The organism is Ruegeria sp. BB10, assembly GCF_056535725.1.
In genome coordinates this window covers 2928387-2948794 of record NZ_JBQFIW010000001.1, presented here as the reverse complement: position 1 = coordinate 2948794, position 20408 = coordinate 2928387, and the positions used below count along the sequence as shown (strand labels likewise).

Sequence of the window (20408 nt, the reverse complement as noted above, 5' to 3'; positions counted from 1 at the left end):
GTAATGCCTTTTCCAACTACCTCCATGTCGGCCGCTCTCGCGTTGTGAGGTCTTTCGCTGCACCAAAATCCAATGCAAGTTAGTTGGTGTCAATTTTCCATCGTCTCAATCGGAGCAAAGAAAAAGAGGCTGAAATCTCAGCCTCTTTCAACATTTACCTATAGGGCCTTGGCCACGCGCACCGCCTTTTTTATTGGTGCATCAGTTGCCGAATATATTGTTCAGCAGATTGTTGATTGCATTTTCAAACCCACCCTGCCTGCGGCGTTGTCGCTGCGGCTGTGCCACCTGTTTAGGTGGATCCGGAGCCAACATGGGCAGCGGCGTGGGCGTCATACCTTCGGTCACGCGTAGCATGGTTTCTTTCCAGATCTCTGCGGGCAGCCCACCCCCGGTAACTCCGGACAGGGGTGTGTTGTCGTCATAACCCATCCAGACACCGGCCACGTAATCCGCTGTAAATCCGATAAACCACGCATCCCGCGCCGCCTGCGTCGTGCCTGTCTTACCGGCCACCTGCCAGCCCGGCAGTTGCGCCCGTGCGCCGGTCCCCTCGGACACCACACGCTGCATCATCCAGGTCAGCTGCTTGGCGGCCTTGTCGTTGATCACCCGCTCACCAATGCCCGAACTGGTCACCATCACCGGCGTATCATCCTCCAGCAGCTTCAACTCTGATAGGCCATAGGGTTCCACGGCCGAGCCGCCATTGAGGATACCGGCATAGGCACCGGTCATCTCGATCAGCGTGCTTTCCGATGCGCCCAGCGCCAAGGCCGGACCCTGCGCCAGATCGCTGTCGATGCCGAACTCACTGGCGACCGTGCGGACATTGTCCAGACCGGCAACTTCGGCCACTTTCACTGCCGGGATGTTCAGCGAATTCTTCAGTGCATCTGCCAGCGTAACCCGACCATAGAACTTGTGGGTATAGTTCTTGGGACACCACTGACCGGACCCTGGAATGTTGACGCAATAGGGCTCATCCACAACCGTATCCAGCGGTGAATAGCCCAGCTCCAAAGCCGTGGCATAGACAAACGGCTTGAAGGACGATCCGGTCTGGCGCAATGCCTGCGTGGCGCGGTTGAACGCACCCGAGACCCGCGTCTGGCGCCCGCCGACCATGGCGCGTACGGCGCCGTCTGCCGACATCACCACAATTGCGGCCTGCGCCTTGGACCCTTCGCGGACCTTCTCCTGAAAGATGTATTTCAGCGCTTCTTCTGCCGATTTCTGCAAGCGCTGGTCCAGGGTCGTCTTGATCACCACATCATCCGTGGTATCTGCCCCAAAGTAACTGGGCAGCTCGGTAATGACCCAATCGGCGAAATACCCGCCGGCCCGTGCTGCTGCGGCCTCGGACAGTTGTGCGGGGTTGCTGCGGGCACTGCTGGCTTGCGCGGTTGTCAGATAGCCCTGCGCCTCCATCAGCCCCAGCACCAGACGCCCCCGATCCTGCGAGCGTTGCAGGTTGTTCGTGGGCGCATAACGCGTGGGGGCCACCAGCAGACCGGCCAGCATCGCCGCCTGCGCCGGGTTCACCTCGGCTGCAGAGATACCGAAATAGCGCTGGCTTGCGGCCTCGAACCCGCGGGCACCGGCACCAAGGAACGCGCGGTTGAGATAGATGGTCAGAATCTCATCCTTGGAATACTTGACCTCCATCGCAATCGCATAGACCGCTTCCTTGGCCTTGCGCCACAGCGACCCCTGACGGCAATCGGATTCATACGCAGCCTCGGACTCCCATTCGCTGGGCACATACGGCACGCCCAAGCAGAGCAGCTTGGCGGTCTGCTGCGTGATGGTTGATCCGCCATGGCCTGACAGCGGCCCGCGCCCCTCGCTCAGGTTGATGCGCACAGCACTGGCCACACCTCGGGGGCTGACGCCGAAATGGCGATAAAACCGCTTATCCTCGGTGGCGACGACAGCGTTTTTGAGGTGCGGTGAAACAGTGCCCGCCGTGATCACCCCGCCGAACTGATCCCCGCGCCAGGCAAAGACCTTGCCGTTGCGGTCCAACAGCGTGACCGACCCCCGCGCCCGACCGTCCAGCAGTTCATTCACATCTGGCAGCGTGGTGTAGACAACTCCAACAGCCAGCGCCAACAGCATCGCAACCACCGCGCCGACGCGCCAGGTTATGCCCCAGATCAACCGCCAGACCCACCGGAAGAAACGGCGGAAAATACCCCCACCACCGCCACCGGATTTCCGGCGCGCTTTCTTACGCGTGGTCTTGCGCGTCGTCGTTTTGCGCGCGGCCGCCTTCTTGCCCGCGGGTTTCGCGGTGCGCTTGGTCGTCGTCGGCTTGCGCCCTTTCGACGGGTATCTTTTATCCGCGACAAGCGGTGCCTTTCGGCGCCTGAACTCAGTCATGCTCAAACTCTGCCCGGTTATCGTTTTGAGGCACAATACCCTGCCACGCCGACGAAGTAGAGGTCTGAATTTCCGGCAATCGCCCTCTTTAAGTTGCCCATTTTTTACGCATTTGCCAAATTTTGTGCAAAAATTGCGCACTTCGGCGCGCATTCCCCCTGCGTCGCCCCCCCTAAACCGTTCCTTCCCGCGATCAGTCGCGCTCTTTTTCTGCAGGTGCAAACAAGCCGGACCCACCGGGGAAGCAGAGGGGAATAGCGTGAAACTGATTATTGCGACAATCAAGCCGTTCAAGCTTGAAGAGGTGCGCGAGGCACTGACCGACGCAGGCCTGCAAGGCATGATGGTGACCGAGATCAAGGGCTTTGGCTCTCAGTCCGGCCACACGGAAATCTATCGCGGGGCCGAATACGCCGTGAACTTCGTACCAAAAATCAAGCTGGAGATCGTGGTGCCTGCCACGATGGCCGACCAGATCGTCGAAACCATCACCAAAACCGCCCGAACCGGCAAGATCGGCGACGGCAAGATTTTTGTCCTCGATGTCGAGCAGGCCCTGCGCGTGCGGACCGGGGAAATGAACGAAGAGGCGCTGTAAGCGCTCTCTATCCAAAAATATTCGAGGACTGACTATGAACCTGATGAAATCTCTCATCCCTGCCGCCGCGATCATCGCGTTGCCGCAGATGGGTCTGGCGCAAGAGGCAGCTGCCGAAGGCGAGGCCGCGCTGCACACCCAGTATATCTTCACCACTCTGCTGTTCCTGATGGGCGGCTTTCTGGTGTTTTTCATGGCTGCCGGTTTTGCCATGCTGGAAGGTGGCCTGGTGCGTTCCAAGAACGTGGCGATGCAGATGATAAAGAACGTGGCGCTGTTTTCCATCGCCGCGATCATGTATTGGCTGATCGGCTTCAACCTGATGTATCCGGGCGATGGCTGGTCCATCACCGGTTGGTTGGGTCCGTTCTTTTCGACCACCAAGCTTGATCCCGTCGGCGTGGGTGCCGATGCGGCCGCGCTGGATTATGCCTCGGTCGGTTCGGATTTTTTCTTCCAGCTGGTCTTTGTGGCCGCGACTGCATCGATCGTCTCGGGCGCTGTGGCGGAACGCATCAAGCTGTGGCCCTTCCTGGCCTTTGTCGTCGTGCTGACCGGCATCATGTACCCGATCACCGGGTCGTGGCAGTGGGGCGGTGGTTGGCTGTCCGAAGCCGGATTCTCGGACTTCGCCGGGTCGACCGTGGTGCATTCGGTCGGTGGCTGGGCAGCACTGGCTGGTGCCATCATCCTTGGCCCGCGCATCGGCAAGTACAGCAAAGACGGCAAAGTCATCCCGATCCCAGGCTCCAACCTGGCGCTGGCAACCTTGGGGACATTCATCCTGTGGCTGGGCTGGTTCGGCTTCAACGGCGGATCGCAGCTGGCGATGGGCACCGTGGGGGATGTCTCGGACGTGTCGCGCATCTTTGCCAACACCAACATGGCTGCCGCTTCGGGTGCCGTCGCAGCGCTGATCATGACCCAGCTTCTGTATAAAAAGCCGGACCTGACCATGGTGCTGAACGGCGCACTGGCCGGTCTGGTGTCGATCACCGCCGAACCTTTGGCCCCGACCCTGTTCGGCGCACTTTGGATCGGTGCCGTGGGCGGTATCATCGTGGTCTTTGCGGTTCCGATGCTGGACAAGTTCAAGATCGACGACGTGGTCGGTGCCATCCCGGTTCACCTGTTCTGCGGTATCTGGGGCACCATCGCCGTCATCTTCTACGGCGAGGCCACGCTGATCACACAATTGACCGGCATCATTGCCTACGGTGTCTTCACCTTTGTCGGAGCCCTGATCCTGTGGATGATCCTGAAAGCCACCGTCGGCATCCGCGTCAGCGAAGAGGACGAGATCAACGGCCTCGACATGGCGGAACTGGGTATGGAAGCGTATCCCGAGTTTTCAAAAGGCTAAGAGTCAACCACTCTCAAACAAAAAACCCGGGCGTTCGCGTCCGGGTTTTCATTTTTTAAAACTGCGGGATTTCAAACCCCGACGTCGACAATCGCCTTGGCCAGAATTGGCACCGTCGTTGCATTCAGACCGGCGATGTTCAGACGGCTGTCGCCGACCATGTAGATACCGTGATCGTCGCGCAGTTTCTCGACCAGTTCCGGAGCCGCACCCAGGCGCGAGAACATACCGCGGTGCTGAGCAATGAAACCAAAGCGGTCCGAGCCGCTGAGTCGTTGCAATTCATCCGAAAGCTGCTGACGCAGACCCAGCATGGACAGACGAACATCTTCGAGCTCAGTGGCCCAATCGGCGCGCAGGGCGTCGTCATTCAGGATGGTGGTCACCACGCGCGCACCGTGATCGGGCGGGAAGGAATAGTTCTGGCGGTTCAGGAAGGCCAGCGTTGCCTGATTCAGAGCCGTTTGCGCCGCATCGTCACTGATCGCCATCAACAGGCCGGTACGTTCGCGGTAGATGCCGAAATTCTTCGAGCACGACGCCGCGATCAGGCAGCGCTTGACCGACGAGGCCACAAGACGGGCCGCCTGCGCGTCCGCCTCAAGGCCATCGCCAAAGCCTTGATACGCAATGTCGATCATCGCAACCAGACCGCGTTCGTTGATCAGGTTCACGACCTCTTGCCACTGCACCATGTTCAGGTTGGCGCCGGTCGGGTTGTGGCAGCAGCCGTGCAATAGCACCACGTCACCCGCCTTGGCCGTCTTGAGATCCTCGATCATGCCATCGAAATCGACGCCTCGGGTATCGCCGTCGAAATAGCGATAGGGGACCATCTCCATTCCCAGATAGTTCAGAATCGACAGGTGGTTCGGCCATGTCGGGTTCGACACGAAAACGCGCGCCGATGGGTTGGCCATGCGGATCAATTCGAACGCTTGGCGGCAGGCTCCGGTGCCGCCCGGAGTGGCCACGGCAGCGATGTTACCGCGCGGCACGGACGTGCCCAGAATCAAACCAATCATCGCATCCGCATAGGCCGGATCACCGGCCAGACCGGTATAGGCTTTGCTTTCCTGCTCTTCCAGAATGCGCTTTTCGGCGGCCTTCACCGCGCGCATCACCGGGGTCACGCCTTCGGCATTCTTGTAGACGCCAACGCCCAAATCGATCTTTTGATCACGCGGGTCTTCGCGGTACATCTGCACCAATGCCAGAATTTTGTCGGCAGGTTGCGGCTTGAGGTTCTCGAACATCAGTTCTCTCCGGTTGCGACGGGCAGGGTCGGGAAGGCACCCCATTCAGCCCAGGAGCCGTCATAAAGCGAATGATCTTTCTTGCCCAAGCGTTCCAACGCCAGGCTGAGGATGGCGGCGGTCACGCCCGACCCGCAGGATGTGATCGCGGGCTTTGACAGGTCCACACCTGCGGCTTCGAACACAGCGCGGCAATCGTCGGGCGATTTCATCGTACCATTCTTGTTCAGCAACAGGTCAAAAGGCACGTTGCGCGACCCCGGAATATGCCCCGACCGCAAACCTTCGCGCGGCTCAGCCGCAGTTCCGGCAAAGCGGGCGGCGGATCGGGCATCGATAATCTCATGATCGGCGAGTTTGGCTGCGGCCGATACCTGCGTCACATCCCGTACCAAATGGTTTTGCACTCGTACGGTCATATGGCGATCCCGAATGATCGGCGGCAGGTCTTCGATTTCTCGGCCCTCGGCCTGCCATTTCGGCAAGCCGCCATCTAAAACAGCGATGTTTTCCTGACCCATCAGCCGAAACAGCCACCAGACCCGCGCCGCAGACATCAACCCGGCACCGTCATAGACCACGACCTGATGTCCATCCCCCACACCCATCGCCCGCAAGCGCGACATGAATTTTTCGACCGGTGGTGCCATATGCGGCAAGTCCGAACGCTGATCGGAAATATCATCGATATCGAAGAACCGCGCGCCGGGAATATGGGCGGCATCATATTCCGCCTTAGCATCCCGCCCCTGTTGCGGCAGATACCACGACCCGTCCAGAATCCGTAAATCAGGATCCTTGATATGGGCGGCAAGCCATTCGGTGGAAACGAGTGTTTTCGGATCGTCCAGCATCAAAGCCTCCCCTAAGCGAGCTTGAGTTTTCCCTATACGCGCACGCATTCGGGTTCAAGACTGGATGGGGCCTAGCCCGCCTAACGCGCGCGTCTGAGACGGAAAAACTGAACGATCCCGATCATACTGATCAGAATCCAGAAGGATTCGATCAACATCGACGCCAGATTGAAATTCTGAAGCAGCGAATAGACGATCAGGATCGACCCGGCGAGGTTCAGCACCGGGAATGCCAAATCGTCCGAATTCATCATCCGCATCTGAGTGGCAAAATACGCAGCCACCACGACCAAAGCACCGATTGAGCCAATCGCGTCCGCCAGTGTTAGAGTTTCCAGAAAAGCGCCCATATCTTGCCTTTTACTATGTGGGGTCAGGTTCAGCCGATCGCGGGCAGCGCATCCAATTGTGCATAATGGTGCATGTTCAAAAAAACAGCCCCTTGATCACTGGCGCGATAGCCATGCGGCAGGTCCGCCGCAAATCGCAGGCCCTGTCCCGCCTCAAGCGCCACCCACTCCCCATCACGCAAAATCTCAAGCGCGCCGTTCAGGACAAAGACCTCTTCCGTCACGCCAGTCGCGTGGGCGGCGGATTCGTGGCTTTGGTTCGGCGAAAGCTCCACATGAAATGTCTCGGCCCGCAGGGCGGGGTCAAAGGGAAAGACGATCTTAACCTCGATGCTGCCTGGAAAGGTCACCGTGCGAAACACGTCAGGCATTGTCGTATCGCGCAGTGCCGCCGTGCCGATTAATGCACTGAGGGGCAGTTGAAACCCTTTGGCAATCTTCCACAGCGTCGCGATGGTCGGGCTGGATTCTCCACGCTCGATCTGGCCCAGCATGGCTTTGCTGACGCCGGTCATCTCGGCCACCTTCGACAGGCTCAGCCCCGAGGCCGCCCGCACATCCCGCAGTTTCAGTGTAATATCGTCCGGTGCCATCTGATCGTCTTTCGAATCCTCTTGTGCGTTATAGCGCACATGTGGTACGTGCGCTATAACGCACACATCCCGCATATCGCAACCGGGGCAAAAGGGAAACAGCATCATGCCAATGTACCGATCCAGAACCTCCACCCATGGCCGCAACATGGCCGGTGCCCGCGGCCTGTGGCGCGCAACCGGTATGCAGGATGACGATTTCGGCAAACCGATCATCGCCATCGTCAACTCGTTCACCCAGTTCGTTCCCGGCCACGTTCACCTGAAGGACTTGGGCCAGATGGTCGCGCGTGAGGTTGAGGCAGCAGGCGGCGTCGCCAAGGAGTTCAACACCATTGCGGTGGATGACGGCATCGCCATGGGCCATGACGGAATGCTGTATTCGCTGCCCTCGCGCGAAGTGATCGCGGATTCGGTCGAATATATGGTCAACGCTCACTGCGCCGATGCGATGGTCTGCATTTCGAACTGCGATAAGATCACCCCCGGCATGCTGATGGCCGCAATGCGCCTGAACATCCCGGCCATCTTCGTCTCGGGCGGTCCGATGGAAGCGGGCAAAATCGACATCGCTGATCTGGACGTCAAAAAGATCGACCTCGTCGACGCGATGGTTGCCGCCGCTGATGACAAATACACTGACGAACAGGTGCAGCATATCGAAGAAAATGCCTGCCCCACCTGCGGGTCATGCTCGGGCATGTTCACTGCCAACTCGATGAACTGCCTGGCCGAAGCGCTGGGTCTGGCGCTGCCGGGCAATGGTTCGACCCTGGCCACCCACGCTGATCGAAAAGATCTGTTTCTTGAAGCCGGTCGCCGCATCGTCGAGATCACAAAACGCCATTATGATCTGAACGAAAAAGGCTTCCTGCCGCGCGAGATCGCAACCTTTGAGGCGTTTGAAAACGCCATGAGCCTCGACATTGCCATGGGCGGATCGACCAACACGGTTCTTCACCTGCTGGCCATCGCGCATGAAGGCGAGGTGCATTTCACCATGTCCGACATGGACCGCCTTAGCCGCAAAGTCCCCTGCCTGTGCAAGGTGGCACCAAACACTGAAAACGTACACATGGAAGACGTTCACCGCGCCGGGGGTATCTTCTCGATCTTGGGTGAGCTTGGCCGAGCGGGGCTGCTGCACGAAGATTGCGCCACCGTGCATTCCGCCACGATGGGTGAGGCAATCGCGAATTGGGACATCAAGGTCGCCAACAACCCCAAGGCGCAAGAGCTGTTCAAGGCCGCCCCGGGGGGCGTGCGCACCACCCAAGCCTTCAGCCAATCGAACCGGTACAAGGAACTGGATATCGACCGCGAAGGCGGTGTAATCCGGTCGAAAGAGCATGCCTTCAGCCAGGATGGCGGTCTGGCGGTTTTGTTTGGCAACATCGCTCGGGACGGCTGTATCGTGAAAACTGCAGGCGTTGATCCCGCCAGCCTGACCTTCACCGGATCGGCCTATGTCTGCGAAAGTCAGGATCAGGCGGTCAATGACATTCTGACCGGCAAAGTCGAAGCGGGCGACGTCGTGGTGATCCGCTATGAAGGCCCGCGCGGCGGTCCGGGGATGCAGGAAATGCTGTATCCGACCTCGTATCTGAAATCCAAAGGTCTGGGCAAAGCCTGCGCCCTGCTGACTGATGGTCGGTTCTCGGGCGGTACATCGGGCCTTTCGATTGGCCACGTCTCACCCGAAGCCGCCGAGGGCGGTGAGATCGGACTGGTGCGCCCGGGCGACAAGATCGAGATCGACATCCCCAACCGCAGCATCCATCTGGCTGTGTCTGACGAGGAACTTTCAGCACGGCGCGAAGAGCAGGACGAAAAGGGCTGGGTTCCAGCCGAGCCGCGCAAGCGCAAGGTGTCGACCGCACTGAAGGCCTATGCCAAGCTGACTACCAGCGCGGCGAAAGGAGCCGTGCGTCAGGTCTGAACCGGGTTGCGGTAGGCAGACTATAGGCCTCGCTGTATTGCACAGCGGGGCCTTTTCATTTTTGAATGCCAACTTGATCAAAAGGAGCTCTGATGACGATTTGGCGTCCGTATCAAGGCATTCGGGTCAAGGCGATCGGCTTGCTATGGAGAGGTCCCAGTCTCTTGGTCGCCGACGTCCATGACGACAGTGGCAATCTGAAAGGTGTCCGTCCGCTTGGCGGTACAGTTGAGTTCGGCGAAACTTGGCAGGACGCGCTGAAACGCGAATTTCACGAAGAGCTTGGCGTTGACATTCAGATTTCCGGCGCGCCTTTGGTTTTGGAGAACATTTATCGCCACGAAGGCCAGCTGGGGCACGAGATAATTTTCGCCACAGAAGTGGCTCTATCAAATCCATCTGCCCTACCAAAACATGCTATCACCTTTGCCGAGGATAACGGACTCATGTGCAGAGCCAGTTGGCGCGACCTCAGTGAACTCGATACGGATAGCGGACCAAATTTGTACCCTATCGGTCTGAAACGCGAACTGATCGCTACCTGAGCCATCTCAGACGGCCTCCCGCGCCCGACCCGTACCATCGGCTACGCCGATTCTACGTTCGGCCTTGGGCCCGGCGCCGCGCTGTGCGCAGCGCCGGGCCCAACTAGAGGAGACGTCTCGTCAGAGACATTGACGACAGGCGGAAGTGCCTGCCTTATGGCAGGTCAATCGCCTAGTTTGGCGTGAACCTCATCCATATCTATTTCACCGATCGGCATCTTATTTGCAGGGTTCTCAAAATCGTAGCGGAACAGTTCGAAATCCTGTTTGTAGATTTCGTAGACCAAATGCATGGACAGATCGTCGAAATAATCCTCGACCGGATGCGCACGTTTGGGGCCATGCCCTTCGGATTCGTTGAACCGTGGAATATCTGAAAGGCTGACCGCGTGAGGTGTGTCCAGATTGTCCAGCACCCCCTGCATTCCGTCATTGAATTTCTCGGTCCAGAAAATGCGGTCGTAGCGTCCACCATTTACGATGAAAGTCGAGACATGCCCTGACACGGCCGACCAGTGAATGTCCGGGTCCATCGGTCGGCGCCAGCGGATCGTATCCCGCGCAAACAGCAAAAAGCGGCGAAAACTGGCGATCTGGTCGAACTCACCCTTGCCATCATCGCCGCCCACTTCGATTCCGTAATTATAGATCAGCGTCGGGACCAGATTGCCCCGATACCGGCTGCCATTGCGCTGAATACCGCAAATCTTGTCGAAGAACGAGCTAAGTATCCGGGTGTACGGATTGCGCACACAGGTAAAAGAGTATGAGGCGTGTTTGCGAATATTGCCGGAAATCCGGGCCTGGCTGTCGGCAAAGGCCCATTTGTGCATACCGTCCTTGGCGTCATGAATATCGCCGTCGAAAAACCGACCGTGGTCCGAGTAGTACATAATCTGCCCGATGGTCGAGCACGCACATTTCGGCACAACACGGTACACCATACTCTCACTCTCGGTCATCCATGTACCGGGAAAACCCATCTGCAATGCCTCCTCAGCGGGTCAAAATAACCACACGCGCCCGCCTAGGCTCATAAAGAACCAAAAATATTCTGTTTATTCAATCGCTCATCCTCAGTATCAGAGAGCAAACAGGCAGAAACGGACGTTACAGACGCAATATGGCAAAAATTGCCTATATTCTATTGTGCCACAAGGACCCTGACGCAATCATCGCGCAGGCCGAGCAACTGACAGCCGCAGGCGACTGCATGGCCATCCATTTTGACGCGCGCGCCAGCGCGGTGGCCTATGACCGTATTCGCAGCGCGTTGAAAGGTAATCCAAATGTGGCTTTTGCCGCCAAGCGCATCAAATGCGGCTGGGGCGAGTGGTCTTTGGTGCAGGCGACCCTGAATGCCGTGCAGGCTGCGGTGGATGCGTTTCCACGGGTCACCCATTTCTACATGCTGTCTGGCGATTGCATGGCGATCAAAACCGCCGAGTACATCCATTGGTTTCTGGACGAAAACGACAAGGATTTTGTGGAAAGCCACGATTTCTTTGCCAGCAACTGGATCAAAACCGGTATGAAGGAAGACCGGCTAATTTACCGTCATTTCTTCAACGAACGCACCCAGAGCAAGCGGTTCTATGCCGCATACAACCTACAAAAACGCTTTGACCTGACGCGCGATATCCCCGCAGACATCCAAGTTATGATCGGCAGTCAGTGGTGGTGCCTGCGCCGCCGCACGGTCGAGATGATCCTTGAGCTCCTGCAACAGCGCCCGGATGTGGTCCGATTTTTCTCGACCACCTGGATACCGGATGAGACGTTTTTCCAGACCCTTGTCCGCCATCTGATCCCCAAGGAAGAGATTGAGAACCGCACCCCCACTTTCCTAATGTTCTCGGATTACGGGATGCCGGTGACCTTTTACAACGATCACTACGACATGCTGCTGGGGCAGGATTACATGTTTGCCCGCAAGATCAGCCCCGAGGCGCATGAGTTGAAAGAGAGGCTGGGCCAGCTCTATGCCAGCGAAGGGGTCGAGTTCCAAATCTCGGATGAAGGGCGGAACCTCTATGGGTTTCTAACCGGGCGCGGGCGCGTTGGCCGCCGCTTTGGGCAGCGCTTTTGGGAGGCCGGGAATACCCTGGGTCCCGAACGCGAACTATATCTAATTGCGTGCAAAAAATGGCACGTGGCTAAGCGTCTGGTCGATCAGATCACGTCCGAGACTGACATTCCTTGTGTCGAATACCTGTTCAATGAAGAAGACACCCTTCTGCCTAATCTTGGCGGTATCGAGACGACGCTAACCAAGCGCTCCCGCCACCGGCGCGCGGTCGTGCGGATGTTGTTCGATCATTTCCAGACCGACAAGCTGGTATTGTGTGTGGACCCGGCAAATCTGGATATCATTCAGGATTTCTGCTCGGACCAGGTCAGGACCCGGGTTCTTGAGATCGAATGCGACTATTCTGACGATTACCTGATCGGCCATGCGCGGCGGGTCGGTCTGGCCGGAGAAAACAGCCCATCGGAAACCGTGGCGCGCCTTGTGCCGGCCTTGCGCAATTCGCTGACCTATGAATCCGAGTTGATCCGGGGTGCGGGGTTCGAAGGATACTTGCGTATCCGCGAGGCCAATACGCGGGCTGAAAACGAAGAGGTAATGGCTGAATTTCTGAATGTCCCAGAAGACAAGGCGCAGGCCGTGATGAGACTGGATTATCTGTTTGCAGACTGATCCGGCGGCACCTGCCGATGCCGCCGGAAGGGTCAATCAGATGTCGAACTTGACGCCTTGGGCCAGCGGCAGTTCGGCTGAGTAGTTCACCGTATTGGTCTGACGCCGCATATAAGCCTTCCAGGCGTCCGAGCCGCTTTCGCGCCCGCCACCGGTTTCCTTCTCGCCGCCAAATGCGCCACCGATCTCGGCACCCGAAGGTCCGATATTTACGTTGGCAATTCCGCAATCCGACCCGGCTGCGGTCAAAAACTGCTCGGCCTCACGCATGTTCAGGGTGAACACGCACGACGACAGACCTTGCGGTACGTCATTCTGAATCTCGATCGCATCGTCAAAATCGTCATAACCCATGACATAGAGGATCGGAGCAAAGGTTTCGGTCTTCACCACATCGCTTTGGCCGGGCATTTCGACGATGGCGGGTGCCATATAGACCCCGGCTGGCACGCCTTCGGTCACACGGTTGCCGCCGAATACGGTGCCGCCTTCGGCCTCGGCCGCTTTCAGGGCTGCGGTCATGGCCGCACCCGAGGCTTCGTCGATCAGCGGGCCAATCAAGGTGCCCTCAGCCAGCGGGTTGCCAATGGGCAAACCAGCATAGGCCTTTTTCAAACGGCTCACCAATTCTTCACGGATCGAGTTATGCACAATCAGACGGCGCAGTGTGGTACAACGCTGACCCGCGGTGCCCACAGCCGAAAAGACAATCGCCCGCACTGCCATTTCCAAGTCAGCCGACGGACCGACAATCATTGCGTTGTTGCCGCCCAGTTCCAGAATGCACTTGCCAAACCGCTGCGCCACGATGGGGGCCACTGCGCGGCCCATACGGGTTGAACCCGTGGCCGAGATCACCGGCACATCCTCGCTGGCCACCAGCGTCTCGCCCAGCGCGGCGCCGCCGATCAGGGTTTGCAACAAGCCTTCGGGCGCGTCGCCGAACCGGGCCAGTGCACGTTCAAAGATTTTCTGACAGGCCATTGCCGTCAGCGGGGACTTCTCGGACGGCTTCCAGATCACCGGATCGCCACACACCAGCGCAAGCGCTGCGTTCCACGACCAGACTGCGACGGGGAAGTTGAAGGCCGAGATTACGCCCACCGGACCCGCCGGGTGCCATGTCTCCATCATCCGGTGGCCGGGCCGTTCCGAGGCAATGGTCAGACCGTATAGCTGGCGCGACAGGCCAACGGCAAAATCGCAGATGTCGATCATCTCCTGCACTTCGCCCAGACCTTCCGAGGTGATCTTGCCAGCCTCCCAGCTGACCAGCGCGCCCAGATCGCCCTTGGCGGCGCGCAATTCCTCGCCCAGCAGACGGATCAACTCTCCCCGGCGCGGCGCGGGCACGGTGCGCCATGCCTTGAAGGCCATTTTCGAACGGGCAAGGATGGCCTCCATGTCGGAAGCTGGGGTCTCATGCACCTCGGCCAGCAGGCTACCGTCAATCGGCGAGGTCACCTTGAGCGTGCCGCCGGTCAGTTCGGCCTCGGTCAGGTCCAGATTTGCCAGGGTGGTTTGCGCAGTCATCACGATGTCTTTCATATCTCAGGCCGCCTTGTTCTGTTCAGTTACGTCGCCGGCGCGATAGAGTCGGCCAAATTCAGTGTTGAGGAAATCGGACAGGTTCACCTGTTCCTGCCGGATAAATCCTTTTGCGGGCAGTCCCCCGGTGCGCATCAGGTCGACCACGCCCAGAACGCCTGCGGCGGTGGTGACCTGAATGGCGCTCCAGACCTGTCCGTTGAGGGTGCGGGCAAAGCTTTTGTTGATCAGGGATTTCTCGCGCAGCGCACCGTCAATCAGACCCTTGGCAGTGCAATAGACCAGCACCACATCCTGATCGGTGCGCGGCAGCGCGGTCTCGAAGATGTCCTTCAGCAGGTCGCGGCGGCGCTCCAGCCCCAGATCCTTGAGCAGCAGCTTCAGGATATCGCAATGGCCGGGATAGCGGATCGAGCGATAGGATACCGCCCGCGCCTTACCCTCAAGCGTTTCGGGCAGCGTGCCCAACCCGCCGGAGGTGTTGAAGCATTCGTATTCCACCCCGTCATGGCCCAGCACTTCGTAATCTTCCAGCGGCGCGGTTTTCACGCGCTCGCCATTCACGATGGCATCGCAGGGGTTGCAGTACTCGTTGATCAGCCCGTCGGTCGACCAGGTCAGATTGTATTTCATCGCGTTGGTCGGATAGAGTGGCAGCGCCCCCACCCGCATGTGCAGGCTGTCCAACTCGTCAAATTCGGCCGCCAGCGACGCGCCAGCAATGCCAACGAAGCCCGGAGCCAGACCGCATTGCGGCATGAAGGCGGTATCGCTGTCTTCGGCCAATTCGCGCACCGCATTGGTGGCTGCAACGTCTTCGGTCAGGTCAAAGTAGTGTGCCCCGGCGGTCTTGGCCGCCTTGGCAATCTTCGGCGTCAAAAAGAACGGAGCAGCTGAGATTACGGCATCAAACCCAGACAGTCCTTGGGTCAGTTGTGCCTCATCCCCCACATCGATCTGCCGGGTCGCAATCCCCTGTTTATTAAGCACCGATAACGCCGCCAGATCGCGGTCGGCAACGGTGACCGAGTAATTCGACGATGCTTGCAGCAGGCTGGCGATCATCTGACCGATCTTACCTGCCCCTATGACACAAATGTTCCAGCTCAAAACGCGCCTCCTCTTTCGTTTAGGAAAAGTATGAGGGGTGGGCTGTTCGATCTGCAGGGGTATTCTTGACGAAAACGCGGAGAGTTACGTCATTACGACGGTAATTTCGACATAATGTCAAAACCATGGCTGACAGGAAGCGGGCGACAAAAGCTACAATCCGAACTCGTATAGTCAAATCAACAACATCGGTGATTTTTGTGTCCAAATGCGATACGGTACGCGCAATTGGGCCCATTTGTTCGCGCTGAACGTGCGCGTTCTGTTGGCCCGGCCAGTGCAGATTAACCGTCGGGCCGGTCCTATATTTCTGTTTGACCATAAGACGCCTGACACATGCCACAAGACGCAGCACTGGTTCTTTGACGACATTCACGGCTTTAGTTCAGGGGGGAACAGACGTGCCTAAAGACCCGATTGAAAACACTATTTCCTATCATCCAACCGAATCCGAATGGGCGCTGATACAAGAAGTTCTGCCCGCCGATGATCCAACCGTAATCCAACCGCATTTCGAGTGTTTCGAGGTGGCTGAGGATACGATCCTGCCATCGCAGGGCATGTATGTGGTGCTGGGGGGCGAGGTGCATCTGCGACAGGACGAGACGGTTCTGGCAACGGCCGATGCGGGCGACTATTTCTACGAGGAACATCTTGAAATCTTTGATATTCCCGTCAGCCTCGAAGCTTTGGCCACGCCCGGCACCAAGTTGGCTTATTTGTCCAGCAATCACTGGCTGGAAATTCCGACTGACATCCGCGAGGCCTGCTATGACACCCTGTTCGGTGATCTGGTCAGCGTGCATTTGCAGAACTTTCAGCAACCCATCAATTGCTGCAGCGTGACGGCAGCAGCGCTGAGCATGTCGGCGCTGGGGTTCAGTTGCGAGGTCAACGATATCTTTCGCGAATGTGCCCTGCCCACGTCTTTCGTGGTCAATGATGGTATTTCACTGGGTGAGCTTTACGACGTCGCCTGCACCTTCATCCACACCCAGGGCCTGCGCGACAAGGTGCAGGTTCAGGCCTATTTCATGGACGAGGCCACGACCTCGGTCGAAATTTTGCTGAAGGCGATCGACGAATCCAACCGCCTGGGTGGAGACAACGACATCCTGGTGGCAAATTTTCAGGTCGGTGTCGCCCATGGCAAACCGACCATGCCGGGGGGCCACTTTGCCATCATCGCCAAGTGCAACCCCAGCACCGGGCTGGTGCATATGATGGACGTCCACCCCGAGAAATACGGCAAGCTGTGGGTCACCACCATCGACCGGCTGTGGGCCGGAATGTCGGATCGCGACGGAACCTCGATGCGATCACGGGGCATCCTGCGGTTTTCAGCGCGTGAGGCTGTTAAGACCAACCTGCAGACCCTGCAGCAGGACTGCAACTATGTGGACAGCACATTGTATCTGGCCAAAGACCCCAAGAAACGCCGCAACCTGTTCCGGCGGGCCAGCCCGAACATGAACTCGTTGGGGGTGCTGGCCGAAAGTCTGGCGATCCTTGGGGATGAGCAGGTCGATGAAGACAAGCTGCTGATTGCCACGCAAACCGATTACACCGAAGCCTTGAGCCGTGTGTCCACCGCCAAGGAAATGCACAGCCTTGCGCAGCGGTACCTGAGCCAATCGCCCGATGTGCATCTGGGCAGCACGTTCCACAGTTATGCCTTGCGACCTAATCCCGAGGAGATAACACCCGAGAAATGGTTCCAAGATCATTTGCGCTTGCTCAACAGCGATGATGATCGGCACCTGATGATCAACATCGACTTTAACCGCGTGCTGGGGTTTGAAGTCATCCGTCCGCCCGAGAACGTCTATCGTGAAACGGCCTTGCTTGAGGAATTCTGGTGCCTCTGCATCGCCTATGACGAGGATACCGATCTGGTGACCGTGGTGGATATGAGCCCCGCGACCTCGCAGGTGTGGCAGGCCCCGCGCGGGCATATCTTCCGCGGCCTGCGTGATTTGAAAAACCCAGCGATGCTGGTGATCGAGGAACACGACCCCCCAGAAGACCCCACCGACGTGGCCCGCATTGTCGCGACCAACCCGCTTGTGCTGTTTTACGCCGATGAGGACCCGTGGTCCTATATGCTGCGTAGTATCCTGTCCAATATCGGCATCACCAGCATCAAGCTGATCGACATTGAAGGCCACGGGGCCAATGTGATGAAGATCCGGCGGCAACTGAATGTGCTGACCGGTAAGGAAAAACCGCCTTACCTGTTTTTCCAGAGCGAATGCCTGGGCAGGCGGTCGGACATTGTCGATATGATCCTGAAAGGTCGGTTGCAGGAACGGGTACACAAAGCCGGTCTACCGGTTCTGCTGCGCCATGAATCCCCCAGCCTGGACAAGAACATCTTTGGTTATCCCAAGGGCGGGTTGACCGATGCGCCGACCGAAAAGCGCAACGTATTGCTGTGCGCCTGCGGATCATCGGCAGCCGACAAGGTGCCGGAACTGGTGGAACGGATCACACAGGCCGGGCACAACGTGAAACTGATCCCCTCGGTCTCGGCCGAGAGGTTCTTTCGCGATTTCGGTGCCGAACGGATCGAACGATGCATCACCCATAACGACTATTACCGCGACGATGACGAGTGGAACTTTCGCTATATCGAGTTTGGAATGCCCCTGCGCGCCTCGCATCTGGCGCTGTGTGACTGGGCCGATTGCGTGATCGTGGCGCCGGTGACCTGCAACACAATGGGCAAGATCGCCAACGGAATTGCCGACAACCTGCTGACCTCGGTCTTTGTGGCGTGGCAATACCGGAACAAACCGGTGATCCTCTGCCCCGCTTGCAACACCAATATGTGGAACAACGTCACCACCCAGAACAATGTCGAAAAACTGCGCGATCTGGGTATTGATCTGGTCGGGCCGCGCAAAGGGCGGCTGTCTAACGGCATGATGGGCATCGGTATGATGGCCACCCCGGATCAGATCATGGAGGTTCTGGACGAGGCCTTCGAGGAACTGGCCGATCAGGAACACAACATCTGCAAATGGGCGCAAGAGGCCGCCGCCTCGGATGAATTCGCGCAATGGGGCCGTGTATTTCAGGCCATCGACAACGGTATGGCTGGAATTGATATCGTTGATGACAGCAACGGCGACACCCTGTTGCACTACGCGGCAGGCGGCGAAGGCGAGATGAACGAGAGCGGGATGGATCTGGGCAAGCCCGACCTTGAGGCGGCACAGGCGCTGATCGACCGTGGCATCAACGTCAACGCCAGCAATGACCACGGCTTTACCAGCCTGCATGTGGCGGTAATGAACAACTCGGTCGAGATGGTGAAAATCCTGCTGGCAGCTGATGGGATCGACGCCAGTTCGTGCATCCAGTTCCTGCAGAATCCCAAAAACGCCAGAGACGCCAAAGTCTCGGACGAAATCCAGGCGATGCTGGACGATTGGGCCAATACTCACACTCTGACTGAGCTTGAGGATGAGGACGAAGACGATCTGATAGAAGACCGTGAAAAGACCCATCTCTACTTCACCTACGGATCGTTGAAGAAAGGCTTTCCCAATCACGATGCCCATGCCGAGGTGCTGGATGATTTTGTGGGCGAGGCGATCACCCGGCAACGCATGCCCCTGATCGTGCCGCACAAACCGTTCTGCGATAATCCGAACTGTGGGTTTTTGCACCGGATGGCCACGCTGGTCGACCAGAAAGGCCGTGGCAAAGCGGTGCGGGGCGAGGTCTATCGCGTCTCATCCACCGGGATGAAAGAGCTGGACAAGCTTGAAGGCTATCACGGCCCCAACTCGCCCGAGAATGTTTATGTTCGCAAGCGGATCAACGTGTTGATCAACGGCGTCAAAAAACCCGCCTATACCTATGTGATCGCGCATCCCACCAAGTATCTGGATGAATGGGAACAAGGCACATCCGGGATCGTGGCGGAATACACGCTGGATATGGCCACCGGTACGCCAAAACCGGGGTTTCAACCGACAGCCTAATTGTGGGTTTCGATCACGGCCTCAACCTCGGGTCCAGCCTTGAGGCTGAGGTTGTAGCCCGTGATCGCCACCATGCACAGAAGGACAACAGGCCAGAACGCGGCCTTTGGGTACAGGTTGTCCTTGTAATGGATAAGCCGCAGGGACGGCACAGCCTCGGATGCAAACAAGTAGGTGTTTACGGAAACCGCCAGCAACAGAAAATACATCAGGAAAAAGAACGACTCCATGTAGATCACCGGCGATCCGGCAAAGCCTTCACGCAGCTGTACATGGGCCAGCAGGATCACGAAAAACAAGACCGAGCATGTGCCGATCACGCTGGAGGTACTGAAATCATGCCGTTCGATCAATTCGGGGCGGCGGGTCACCGTCATTACCGCACCGAACAGCAGCATCGTCACCACGATCAACGGGATCATGTGGACAATGAAAGCGTTCCCGAAATTGCGCTTGATGACGAAGTTATAATGCAGTTCCGGCAGGTTGGTCTGGAACTCGTTTTCGCCAATTCCCAGCGTGGTATCCAGATCGGACAAGCGATAGTCGAAATAGGTGTTCTCACGCTCCCACGTGCCCATGACGATGCGAGGATCTATGCCAAAAATATCATCCGGCCCGGTGGCGGGATAGGACGTAAAATCAGGGATTAGAGCCACATTTATATCAAACTCACCGGGCCAAAACCGGACCCAGACGGTTTTATGGTCGAACGGATAGCTGGTGTAGTCAAAGCTCTGCCGCAGGGTCTGTTCAAAATACCAGCCAATCAGGGTCACGCCGTCCTGCTCCATCCTATAGGCCTCTTCGATTACACCATTCGCGGCATCGACGGCCTCGGGCAGGATGAACCCGATCTCTTTTTCGGTTGGCTTGATCGCGTCATGAACGCCGTCTTCGAAATGTTGCCAGACGTAGCCGCTCACGCGCACGTCGCTGGCGCCGGTAAAGCTGAAGGATTTGATGAAGATGCCGGTTTTGACCCGATAGTCGGGCAAATTGTCCAGCTTTTGCAGATACTCATCGACTGAGGCCTCATCTGGCAATTGCGTCGGGTCGCCCTCAAAATGGTTCAGCGCGACCAAAAGTTTGAACAGCACGACGGCCAGAGCAAGCGTCAGGGCACCGGAAATCAGCCAAACCTTCTTTTCGATGCTCATTCAGCCCCTCGCCC

At 57.9% G+C, this 20408-nt stretch carries 15 protein-coding genes; 6 read left to right on the top strand and 9 right to left on the bottom strand.

Going from position 1 to position 20408, the window contains the following annotated elements:
- Window positions 1-201: 201 nt before the first annotated feature.
- Window positions 202-2385 (bottom strand): transglycosylase domain-containing protein, encoded by a 2184-nt coding sequence (locus ACR3EP_RS15135; protein WP_480638550.1) that lies wholly within the window; start codon window positions 2383-2385, stop codon window positions 202-204.
- Between the two features lie 259 nt (window positions 2386-2644).
- On the opposite strand from ACR3EP_RS15135, the gene ACR3EP_RS15130 reads away from it, so the two are divergent.
- Together ACR3EP_RS15130 and ACR3EP_RS15125 are read left to right on the top strand one after the other, a co-directional pair.
- The gene (locus tag ACR3EP_RS15130) at window positions 2645-2983 is read left to right on the top strand and encodes a P-II family nitrogen regulator (protein ID WP_170351849.1); all 339 of its coding nucleotides are present in this window, start codon (window positions 2645-2647) and stop codon (window positions 2981-2983) included.
- A 34-nt stretch (window positions 2984-3017) separates the two neighbouring features.
- Entirely contained in the window at window positions 3018-4346 is a 1329-nt protein-coding gene (locus ACR3EP_RS15125; protein ID WP_480638549.1) for an ammonium transporter, read from the top strand.
- Between the two features lie 71 nt (window positions 4347-4417).
- Here the strand turns inward: ACR3EP_RS15125 and ACR3EP_RS15120 are convergent, their stop codons facing one another.
- From ACR3EP_RS15120 to ACR3EP_RS15105, 4 genes are all read right to left on the bottom strand, one after another.
- Window positions 4418-5602: an amino acid aminotransferase gene (locus tag ACR3EP_RS15120; protein WP_480638548.1), complete on the bottom strand. Its 1185-nt coding sequence runs from the start codon at window positions 5600-5602 to the stop codon at window positions 4418-4420.
- Complete coding sequence (gene sseA, locus ACR3EP_RS15115; RefSeq protein WP_170399356.1) at window positions 5602-6456, bottom strand: 3-mercaptopyruvate sulfurtransferase; 855 nt, start codon at window positions 6454-6456, stop codon at window positions 5602-5604. Before sseA ends, ACR3EP_RS15120 begins: the two co-directional genes overlap by 1 nt.
- An 80-nt stretch (window positions 6457-6536) precedes the next feature.
- Window positions 6537-6806: a CBU_0592 family membrane protein gene (locus ACR3EP_RS15110; protein WP_170351845.1), complete on the bottom strand. Its 270-nt coding sequence runs from the start codon at window positions 6804-6806 to the stop codon at window positions 6537-6539.
- Window positions 6807-6835: 29 nt separating this feature from the next.
- Entirely contained in the window at window positions 6836-7399 is a 564-nt protein-coding gene (locus tag ACR3EP_RS15105; RefSeq protein ID WP_480639033.1) for a helix-turn-helix domain-containing protein, read from the bottom strand.
- Window positions 7400-7505: 106 nt separating this feature from the next.
- Here ACR3EP_RS15105 and ilvD point away from each other — a divergent pair, with 106 nt between their 5' ends.
- The gene (gene ilvD / locus ACR3EP_RS15100) at window positions 7506-9338 is read left to right on the top strand and encodes a dihydroxy-acid dehydratase (protein WP_170379356.1); all 1833 of its coding nucleotides are present in this window, start codon (window positions 7506-7508) and stop codon (window positions 9336-9338) included.
- 92 nt (window positions 9339-9430) lie between these two features.
- A complete protein-coding gene (locus ACR3EP_RS15095; protein WP_480638547.1) occupies window positions 9431-9883 on the top strand; it encodes an NUDIX hydrolase in 453 nt (150 codons plus the stop codon).
- A 164-nt stretch (window positions 9884-10047) separates the two neighbouring features.
- Here ACR3EP_RS15095 and ACR3EP_RS15090 read toward each other — a convergent pair whose 3' ends face one another.
- A complete protein-coding gene (locus ACR3EP_RS15090; RefSeq protein ID WP_480638546.1) occupies window positions 10048-10866 on the bottom strand; it encodes a sulfotransferase family protein in 819 nt (272 codons plus the stop codon).
- 140 nt (window positions 10867-11006) lie between these two features.
- Here ACR3EP_RS15090 and ACR3EP_RS15085 point away from each other — a divergent pair, with 140 nt between their 5' ends.
- Entirely contained in the window at window positions 11007-12584 is a 1578-nt protein-coding gene (locus tag ACR3EP_RS15085) for a DUF5928 domain-containing protein (RefSeq protein ID WP_480638545.1), read from the top strand.
- A gap of 36 nt (window positions 12585-12620) precedes the next feature.
- Here the strand turns inward: ACR3EP_RS15085 and amaB are convergent, their stop codons facing one another.
- Together amaB and ACR3EP_RS15075 are read right to left on the bottom strand one after the other, a co-directional pair.
- Entirely contained in the window at window positions 12621-14132 is a 1512-nt protein-coding gene (gene amaB / locus ACR3EP_RS15080) for an L-piperidine-6-carboxylate dehydrogenase (RefSeq protein WP_480638544.1), read from the bottom strand.
- A 3-nt stretch (window positions 14133-14135) separates the two neighbouring features.
- Window positions 14136-15242, bottom strand: a complete 1107-nt coding sequence (locus tag ACR3EP_RS15075; RefSeq protein WP_170361843.1) for a saccharopine dehydrogenase family protein — start codon at window positions 15240-15242, stop codon at window positions 14136-14138.
- A gap of 401 nt (window positions 15243-15643) precedes the next feature.
- On the opposite strand from ACR3EP_RS15075, the gene ACR3EP_RS15070 reads away from it, so the two are divergent.
- Window positions 15644-19234, top strand: a complete 3591-nt coding sequence (locus ACR3EP_RS15070; protein WP_480638543.1) for a flavoprotein — start codon at window positions 15644-15646, stop codon at window positions 19232-19234.
- On the opposite strand, the gene ACR3EP_RS15065 is transcribed toward ACR3EP_RS15070, so the two are convergent.
- Window positions 19231-20394 carry a hypothetical protein gene (locus tag ACR3EP_RS15065; RefSeq protein ID WP_480638542.1) on the bottom strand — a complete coding sequence of 388 codons (1164 nt, stop codon included), beginning with the start codon at window positions 20392-20394 and terminating at the stop codon, window positions 19231-19233. The two genes, ACR3EP_RS15070 and ACR3EP_RS15065, sit on opposite strands and share 4 nt — an antisense overlap.
- Window positions 20395-20408: the final 14 nt, after the last annotated feature.